The sequence below is a fragment of the Streptomyces sp. NPDC048606 genome, assembly GCF_040650855.1.
Classification (GTDB): Bacteria; Actinomycetota; Actinomycetes; order Streptomycetales; family Streptomycetaceae; genus Streptomyces.
In genome coordinates this window covers 36,297-44,770 of record NZ_JBEZIB010000050.1, presented here as the reverse complement: position 1 = coordinate 44,770, position 8,474 = coordinate 36,297, and the positions used below count along the sequence as shown (strand labels likewise).

The 8,474-nt window shown below is 72.0% G+C and carries 9 protein-coding genes; 3 read left to right on the top strand and 6 right to left on the bottom strand.

Features of this window, described 5'->3' with window-relative positions; all coding sequences use genetic code 11:
* Positions 1-282 precede the first annotated feature (282 nt).
* From AB0D01_RS35790 to AB0D01_RS35770, 5 genes are read right to left on the bottom strand one after another with little or no spacing between them, the layout of a single operon-like run.
* Complete coding sequence (locus tag AB0D01_RS35790) at positions 283-1,272, bottom strand: Gfo/Idh/MocA family oxidoreductase (RefSeq protein WP_363062856.1); 990 nt, start codon at positions 1,270-1,272, stop codon at positions 283-285.
* On the bottom strand, positions 1,269-2,738 hold the full coding sequence (locus AB0D01_RS35785) for an NDP-hexose 2,3-dehydratase family protein (protein WP_363062854.1): 1,470 nt from the start codon (positions 2,736-2,738) through the stop codon (positions 1,269-1,271). The genes AB0D01_RS35790 and AB0D01_RS35785 overlap by 4 nt, the downstream gene beginning before the upstream one ends.
* The gene (gene rfbB, locus AB0D01_RS35780) at positions 2,735-3,733 is read right to left on the bottom strand and encodes a dTDP-glucose 4,6-dehydratase (RefSeq protein ID WP_363062852.1); all 999 of its coding nucleotides are present in this window, start codon (positions 3,731-3,733) and stop codon (positions 2,735-2,737) included. Before rfbB ends, AB0D01_RS35785 begins: the two co-directional genes overlap by 4 nt.
* 56 nt (positions 3,734-3,789) lie before the next feature.
* On the bottom strand, positions 3,790-4,872 hold the full coding sequence (locus AB0D01_RS35775) for an acyltransferase domain-containing protein (RefSeq protein ID WP_363062850.1): 1,083 nt from the start codon (positions 4,870-4,872) through the stop codon (positions 3,790-3,792).
* On the bottom strand, positions 4,859-5,806 hold the full coding sequence (locus AB0D01_RS35770) for an SRPBCC family protein (protein WP_363062848.1): 948 nt from the start codon (positions 5,804-5,806) through the stop codon (positions 4,859-4,861). The genes AB0D01_RS35775 and AB0D01_RS35770 overlap by 14 nt, the downstream gene beginning before the upstream one ends.
* A gap of 170 nt (positions 5,807-5,976) precedes the next feature.
* Here AB0D01_RS35770 and AB0D01_RS35765 point away from each other — a divergent pair, with 170 nt between their 5' ends.
* The 3 genes from AB0D01_RS35765 to AB0D01_RS35755 all read left to right on the top strand — a co-directional run bounded on the left by AB0D01_RS35765 (position 5,977) and on the right by AB0D01_RS35755 (position 7,579).
* Positions 5,977-6,420: a nuclear transport factor 2 family protein gene (locus AB0D01_RS35765; protein ID WP_363062846.1), complete on the top strand. Its 444-nt coding sequence runs from the start codon at positions 5,977-5,979 to the stop codon at positions 6,418-6,420.
* A 425-nt stretch (positions 6,421-6,845) separates the two neighbouring features.
* Positions 6,846-7,208, top strand: coding sequence for a multidrug efflux SMR transporter (locus AB0D01_RS35760; protein ID WP_363062844.1), 363 nt, complete (start codon positions 6,846-6,848; stop codon positions 7,206-7,208).
* Positions 7,209-7,258: 50 nt separating this feature from the next.
* Positions 7,259-7,579 (top strand): multidrug efflux SMR transporter, encoded by a 321-nt coding sequence (locus AB0D01_RS35755; protein WP_363062843.1) that lies wholly within the window; start codon positions 7,259-7,261, stop codon positions 7,577-7,579.
* A 123-nt stretch (positions 7,580-7,702) separates the two neighbouring features.
* Here the strand turns inward: AB0D01_RS35755 and AB0D01_RS35750 are convergent, their stop codons facing one another.
* Positions 7,703-8,473 carry a cyclase family protein gene (locus AB0D01_RS35750; protein ID WP_363062841.1) on the bottom strand — a complete coding sequence of 257 codons (771 nt, stop codon included), beginning with the start codon at positions 8,471-8,473 and terminating at the stop codon, positions 7,703-7,705.
* Position 8,474 lies beyond the last annotated feature (1 nt).

Below are 8,474 nucleotides of genomic sequence, written 5' to 3'. Positions count from 1 at the left end.
CACAACCTCGCCCTCGCCGGATAGGCCTACGGGCGGTACAGCAGCCCACTATCCCCGAGGCAACTCAAAGATCATTTACGGGACAACCCTTAGCCCGGCATTCGAGCGGTCCTCAAGGGTGATACGTCGCAAGTGGCATGTCCCGCCACCGGCATGTCACCCCGTCCGCGGCGCGCCCACGGGTACGCCGCGGACCCGCCTCCCGTACGGGCGGGGGCGGGTCCGCGGCCCGGTCCGTGGGCGCCCCGGCCCGTCGGGTCCGCGTCCCCGGGCGGGTGTCCGTCAGGCCCGTTCCCGCGCGGTCACGGCGCTCGCGCGGACGGCGTCGACGAGCGCCGCCTGGCGCAACACGTCCTCGTGGTGCGGCTCGAAGTCCGCCCGGCGCAGCACCGTCGAGGCGAACACGTCGACGGCGTTCTCGAAGTGGGCCTCCGCCGGTAGGGTCAACTCCCTTGTACCTTCCGGCCGTTCCAGGCGCAGGACCGGAGAGTGGTCGTCGGGGGTGGTGAAGGCCCGGTCCAGGGACAGTCGGCCCTCGCTGCCCCACAGCTCGTACGCGCAGCGGTAGGCGCGGTCCCAGCCGAATCCGAGCCGAGCGGTGACCCCCGAGGGGGAACGCAGGAGCACCGCGCCGGCGGTGTCGGGTCCGCCCGCGGACGCCGTCGTGAGGGTGGCCCCCACGACGGCCAGGTCCTCCCCGGCGAACAGGCGCGCCGCCCGCAGGGTGTAGACGCCCGTCTCCGACAGGCTGCTCAGGGCCCCTTCGGCGGCGCCCGTCGGAGGGGCCGGGATGCCGAAGTCGGCCGACACCTCGCGCAGCCGCCCGATGGCCCCCTCCCGCAGCAGCTCCCGCACCCGGGTGTGCTGTCCGTGGCGCAGGAACATGAAGTTCTCCATCAACAACAGCCCCCCGGCGCGGGCCGCCGCCACCATCCGCGCCGCCTCCCGCGAGCCGGTCGCGGCCGGCTTCTCGCAGAGGACGTGCTTGCCCGCGTGCAGGGCCCGTACCGACCATTCGGCATGTATCCGGGTGGGCAGGGGGATGTACACCGCGTCGATGTCCGGTCGGGCCAGCAGCCGGTCGTAGCCCACCACCGCCTCGCAGCCGAAGCGCTCGGCGAAGGCGCGCGTCCGGTCGCCGTCTCGTCCGGCGACCGCCACCAGCTCCACCGAGGGCCGGCGCACCACGGCGGGCAGCGTCCGGCGGGCGGCGACGTCCGCGCAGCCCAACACCCCCAGGCGCAGCGGCCCCGATGACGCGGCGCCACTCACCACGTCGTCCGCAGGCAGGCCAGCAGACTCCGGGCCTGCACGTTCAGGTAGCGGCTGTGTCGGACCAGGTCCATGAGCTGGTGGACCGTCATCCAGCGGTGGTCGGGACCCTGCTCCACCGGGAAGTCCTCGCCCACCTCGACCACCAGGTAGCGGTTGTCGGCGTGGTGGAAGCGGCCCCCCTCCTCCGAGAGCACCGCGTCGAAGCGCACCGCCTCGGCCGGCGCCCGCAGGACGGTCTCCAGATGCGCGGGCCTGCGCTCCGGCGGCAGGTCCGCGTAGTTGACGGGCAGGCACTGGACGGTCGGAGCCAGCTCGCACACGTCCAGCAGCCCCGCCTCGACCTTGGCGTGCATCAGGACGTGCAGCACCCCGTCGATCGGGCGGACCACGAAGGCCGCCACCCCCTGTTCCACCGGGGCGATCAGGGGCTGGCTCCAGTCGGTGACCTCACGCGTCTCGGCCCGTACGTCGACGGCCACCACCGTGAAGTGCCTGCCCTCCGCATGGGAGATCTCCGTATCGGAGCGGTGCCAGCCGTACACCCCCGACAGCGGCAGCAGGCGCCGGGAGAACTCCCGTCGGGCCTTCGCCTCGGTCAGCCACCCCAGGATCCCCTCCATGTCGTGCAGGGCCCCGCCGCGCCCCGACAGGGAGAGTCCCAGCACCTCGCGGTACCGCGAGGCGGCCGCGGCTCCGGAGCCGGCGCCCGCGTCGAGGCGGCGGGGCCCGGCGGGCGCCGTGAAGGGCATGCACGCGACAACAGAACGGGTATCCATGTTGACTACGTTGTCATCGCCGAGGAGGCGGTGTATCTGCCCGAGAGTGAGCCAGCGGAAATTCTCGTGGTCCGGTACCTCACCCGTCACTTCGACGACCATGTTCCGGTTCCGCTTCCGCAGAAACCACGAGCCCTGTTCCGACTGGAGGGAATCGACGAGGGTGCTGCGGTCGGGGTCGGTGAAGTACTCGAGAAAGGTCGTCCGACGTCCACCGTGCACCCCCGTGTAGTTGCTCCGGGTCGCTTGTACGGTCGGTGACAGCTGGACGGTATCGGGGTTTCCGGGTTCCATCTTGGCTTGCATCAGGCAGTGCAATACCCCGTCGAACTCCTTGACGAGGATGCCCAGAACGCCGACTTCCGGCTGGTCGAGAATCGGTTGGGCCCACGTGCCCCGGCCCTGCCAGTCGGTATTCACCTCCAGCCCCACGACCGAGAAAAACCCTCCGCTCGTGTGCACCAGATTTCCGTCGGACTCCCGGAAGGACCAGCCCGACAGCTGCGCGAACGGGATCCGGGCGACCGTGAAGCGGTTGGCCTCGCGGTGCCGGGCGAACCAGGTGTCGAAGGAGGCGTTCGGACAGACGGGGCTGTCGGTCGCCGCCGCGGATTCGGTGAGCCGCAGTGCCAGGACCGACGCGCCCACGGACGCGCCGACGGGCGGCGTCTCCAGGCCGGCCGTCACGCGCCCGCCCCTTCCCCGCCGGGAGCCGACGGGGCCGGCAGCAGCGGCTTCCACCACCCCGGGTTGTCCCGGTACCAGTCCACGACGGAGGCCAGGCCCTCCTCGAAGGAGATCCGCGGACGGTAGCCGAGCAGGGTCCGGATCTTCGAGTCGTCGACCGCGTACCGCAGGTCGTGGCCCTTGCGGTCCTCGACGTGACGCACCCGGCCGCGATCGGCCCCGCACAGGTCCAGCAGCCGGTCGGTGATGTCCCGGTTGGACAGGGCCGTACCGCCGATGTTGTAGATCCCGCCCGCCTCACCGCCGGTGAGCACCGCCTGGACCGCCCGGCAGTGGTCCTCGACGTGCACCCACTCCCGCACGTTGAGCCCGTTCCCGTACAACGGCACGTCCAGCCCGTTCAGCAGGTTCGTGACGAACAGCGGGATCAGCTTCTCGACGTGCTGGTACGGCCCGTAGTTGTTGCTGCACCGCGTCACGCGCACGTCCAACCCGTGGCTGCGCCAGTACGCGCGGGCGATCAGGTCACCCCCCGCCTTGGAGGCGGAGTACGGGGAGTTGGGCAGCAGCGGCCGGGTCTCCGACCACGAGCCCTCGTCGATCGAGCCGTACACCTCGTCGGTGGACACGTGGACCACCCGGTCCACCTCCGCTCGCAGACAGGCCTCCAGGAGGCTCTGTGTGCCCTCCACATTGGTGCGGACGAACTCGGACGCCGCGTGCAGCGACCGGTCCACGTGGGACTCGGCGGCGAAGTGCACCACCTCGTCGTGGCCCGCGACCTGTTCGCGCATGAACTCCGCGTCGGTGATGTCCCCCCGCACGAACCGCATCCGCTCGTGGCGCTCCGGCAGGTTGGCGCGGTTGCCCGCGTAGGTGAGCTTGTCGACGACGGTCACCCGTGCGTCCTCGTAGCCGGGATGGACGCCGTCGAGCAGTCCGCGGACGTAGCAGGAGCCGATGAAACCGGCCCCGCCCGTGACCAGGATCCGCAAGGTGAAACCCCCAGAGCAGTCGGTGGCCCGCCCCTGGCGCGCCACGGAATCGAAATTCAGGAACCTCCGGCGCGGACCGCCGCACCGGAGGGCGGCACGGGCAGCCCCCGCGACCGCAGGACCTCGGCCGCGCGCGCCAGCGCCGTACGGTCCGCCGCGTCGCCACCGGGCCGTGACGGAAGGAGCGGGACGACCGCACCGCCCGCACGCCGCACCGCGGGGTGCCGGCGGGCGATGCCGGCGAGCCCGCCGCCCGGGCCCGCCTCCACCAGCAGGTACGGGCCGTCGGACAACAGGGCGTCCAACGCGGCCCGGAACAGCACCGGCCGCACGGGCTGATCGGCCCAGAACCCCGGGTCCACGGCCTCGTGCGGGGCCAGTACCGCGGCCGTGACGCCCGAGTACAACGGAACCGCCGCGGGCAGCGGCGCCACCCGCGCGAACACCGCCCGCGAACCCGCCAGGGCGGGCGCGAGCACCGGACTGTGGAACGCGGTGTCCGAGGGGACGGGCAGAGTGACCAGGCCCGCCGCCTCCAGCCGCTCCGCCACCCGCCCGAGGGCCTCCCGCGGCCCGGCCAGCACGGTGTGCCGCGGGGCGTTCACCGCCCCGACGACCACCTCCGGCTCCAGGTACGGCCCGACCTCCGCGACGCCTGCCGCCACCGCGAGCATGCCCCCGGCCGGGGCGGCGGCGACCCGTTCGACCCGGTCGAGCACGAGCCGCGCGGCGTCCCCCACGGAGAAGACCCCCGCGAGCGCCGCCGCCGCCATCTCGCCGACGCTGTGGCCCAGCAGAGCCGACGGGGCGACGCCCCAGCCCGCCACGAGCCGGCCCAGCGCGTAGTCCACCGCGAACAGCAGGGGCTGCGCCCACGCGGCCGTCTCCGTCGGCGCGCCGTCGTCCGTCCACGCCGCGCGCAGCCCCGGCCCCGCCGGGCCGAAGGCCTCGAACACCTCGTCCATCGCCGCGGCGAAGACCGGCTCGGCGTCGTACAGGCCCACCGCCATCCGCCGGTACTGGGCGCCCTGCCCGGGCAGCAGCAACGCCACCCTGACAGGAGCACCCGCCCGGTCGGGGACGCCCGCCCGGACGAGGGCGCCCGGCAGTGCCCCGTCCGGGGCTTCAGTGCCCGGCACGCTCTTCCGCGTACTCCTTGGACAGCCGCAGGTTGCCCATGCTGTTGGCGCTCAGGATGCGCCGCAGGTACTTGCGGGCGCCCTGCACCGTCATGCCCTCGCCCAGCAGGTGCAGACCCTCGGGACGGATCGTCGCGGTGTGGCGGGAGCTGACGACGACGCCCTCGGGCGTCTCGGTGAACAGCCAGTGGCCCGTGTGCGCGAACATCGTCTTCGGCGGACGCGTCTGCTTGTAAACGATCTTGTGGTTCGGCAGGCAGATGCGCACCGAACGCGTCGTGTGCTCCGATCCGTCCGAGGACCGCGTGTCCATGTCGAAGAACTGGATGTTCGGCGTGTTCTCCTCCAGGTCCAGCGCCAGCACGTGCGGAATGCGCTCGGGCCACTTGTCGGCCTCGTAGAGGTACGCGTACGCGTCCTCCACCGACCCGGCCACGAACAGCGGGTCCTCGAAGGAGATGATCAGCTCCTCCAGCTCGTCGGCGTTCTCCGCCGCGTACTGCAGCGTGTTCAGGTACGCGCGGCTGCCGAGCCGCATCGACTCCGCCCGCTCCGCCGCCACGGACTCGTCGTCCTCCAGCAGCTCGAACCGGTGGTGCATGCGCACCAGCGTCCGGCCGCCCGGCTGCTCCTCGAAGTCGAAGCCGCCGCTCACCGCCGCGAACGGGGCGTTCGCCGGCTCGTGCGCGAACCGGACGTCACCGGAGTCGGTCACCTCGCGCCGCGCGTCCCACGTGCGCACCGTGTGCTCGTCGACCACCGACCAGTGGCGGATCAACTCGCCGCGCCCGTCGCTCTCCAACACCTCGGCGTGCACCGCGGGGCCGTGCAACTGCGTCCAGGCCTCCACGTCGACGACGATCCGGCGCACGACGTCCACGGGCGCGGTCACGAGCGCCTTCTCTTCGACCTGGTACGTCTTCCCTGCTGACATGAGGCGTCCTCTGATCCGTGTTCCGAAGGTCATCTGTGCCGGCACGATGCCCGCCGGACTTGGAGACGACTTCGAGGCCACGTCAAAACGGGAGGGCTCCAAGCACGCTCGAAAACGGTCGGGGACGGTGCCGGTGACCGTTCACGCCAGCCGACGCACAGGAGACCGAAGTGACCATCCAGCAGGAGGGCGGGCACGTGTCCGCCGAGGACCACGCCATGGTCCAGCAGTTCTACGCCGAGCACATGCAACTGCTCGACGCCGGATCCGTCGACGCCTGGGCCGCGACGTTCACCGAGGACGCGGTCTTCGACGTACCGACGCTTCCCGAACCGCTGCGCGGGCGCGAGGCCCTGCGCGAGTCGCTGCGCCGCACCGCGAAGGAACTGGCCGAAGCCGGGATCCGGCGCAGGCACTGGCACGGCATGGTCGCCGTCTTCCCGCAGGAGGACGCCACCCTGCGGGTGCGCTGCTACGCGCTGGTCTTCTCCACCACCCTGGGAGGGCAGCCTGAACTGCACCGGGTCTGCGTCTGCGAGGACGTCCTGGTCCGTGAGGACGGCCGCCTCCTGGTCCGCACCCGCAAGGTCACCCGCGACGACCTGCCCGCCTGAGAGCCGGCGCGGCACGAGCGGCCGAACAGCCGGCCCACAGAACGGACTTGGCTGAGTCGCCGGACGTGATTGGCAGGCCCCCGAGCCGCTCCCTACCATGAGCCGATCCCGACGAGGAGGGCCCATGGAGCCAGGGCGGGATGACGGGCCGTGCCCGGACGGGACGTGCGCCCGGGACGGCGTGACGAAGCGCCCGTCCGCCGCGCGGGAAGGACCACCGCGCGGCCGACGCGCACCCCGCCGCGCGAAGCCGGCACGGGGCGAAGACCACCCGCGCGCGTGCGGGAACCGGGCGCACACGCGCCGGACCCACACGCCGCGGCCCGGCACCCCGTCCGCCGGCGCCGCCCACACCCGGAGCCCTGACGGGCCCTCTTCGGGGGATCGACACCGCACACCGTCGCACACCCAACGGAGGGCCCGCCATGGCCTGGATCCACCTGCTCATCGCCTCGGTCTTCGAGGTGGTCTTCGCCCTCGGCACGAACGCCACCGAGGGCTTCACCAAATTCTGGCCGTCGGTCGTCACCCTCGTCTCCGCCGCGGCCGGCGTCTACTTCCTGAGCCTGGCGTTACGCACCCTGGACGTCAGCGTCGGCTACACCATCTGGACCGGAGTCGGGTCGGTCGGCACGGTCACGCTCGGCACGATCATCTTCGACGAGCAACTGAACGCGGGCAAGATCATCGCCTTCGTCCTGATCATCGGCGGTGTCCTGGGGCTCAAGCTGGCCGACCGGAAGTCCGGTGAACGCAAGGCGGCAGAGCCCGAGCCGGTGGCGGTCTGACGACCGATCACCACGAACCCCTCGCGCCACCGACCCGAAGGAGCACCATCATGGCCTGGCTCTTCCTCGCGATCGCGATCGTCTTCGAGATCGCCTTCGCCCTCGGTACGAACGCCACCCAGGGCTTCACCAAACTCTGGCCCTCCGTCTTCACCGTCCTCGCGGCGGCCTGCGGCGTGTACGCGCTGAGCCTCGCCCTGCGGACCCTGGACGTCGCCGTCGGCTACACCATCTGGACCGGAGTCGGGGCCGTCGGCACCGTCGTGCTGGCGTCCGTCCTCTACAAGGAGAAGATCACCCTGCCCAAGATCGCGGCCTTCGCCGCGATCATCGCCGGCGCGGTGTTGCTGAAGTTCTCCGCCGCCATGTGACCGACGGCCGCCGCGACCGGCCGCGGCCCCGCGCCGGCACCCGCGTCCCCGACGGCCGGCCGGCCGGACCGCGCGCCGGCCGGCCCGACCCGGCCCTCGGGGACGCGCCACCCGCGCGAGCGGTCAGTCGACGAACGCGACCGCCCGCGCCCAACCCGCGCCCGCTCCCACCAGCTTCACCGGCAGGCACGACACCGTGAACTCCCCCCGCGCGGGCAACGCGTCCAGGTTCGCGAGCCGCTCGATCTGGCAGTACTCGCGCTCGCGCCCCACGAAGTGCGCGGGCCACAGGACGGACCGGTCACGGGTCCGCCGGAACTCCTCGATCATGTGGGTGAAGGGCGCGTCCAGACTGAAGGCGTCGGTACCGATCACCTTCACCCCCAGATCGAGCAGCAGGTGCGTCGCCGACGCGTCGAGTCCCACGAAGTCGGTGAAGTACTTCGGAGTCCCCGCGATCCGGTCCGCCCCCGTGTTCAGCATGACGATGTCCATCGGGCGCGGCTCGCGCCCGATCCGCTCGAACTCGCGGCGCAGCACGTCGGCCCCCGCCGCGCCGACCGGCCGGTCCGTCAGGTCCAGCACCATCCCGGGCCGCACGAACCAGTCGAGGGGCATCGCGTCGATGTGGCGCGGTTGCCCGTACGCCGCCGAGGACCCGTAGTGCGAGGGCGCGTCCACGTGCGTCCCCGTGTGCGTGGTCAGTTTCACCGTGTCCAGCGACAGGAGTTCACCGCCCGGCAGATCGTCCGGGTCGAACTCCAGGCCGTACCTCTCCCGCATGCCCTCGGCCATGTGCCGGCCGCCCTCGGCCGGTGACATGACCACGTGCTCGACGGGATTGGGCTCCCACACCCCGGCATCGATGGGGGTGGACAGGTCGATGATCCGCATG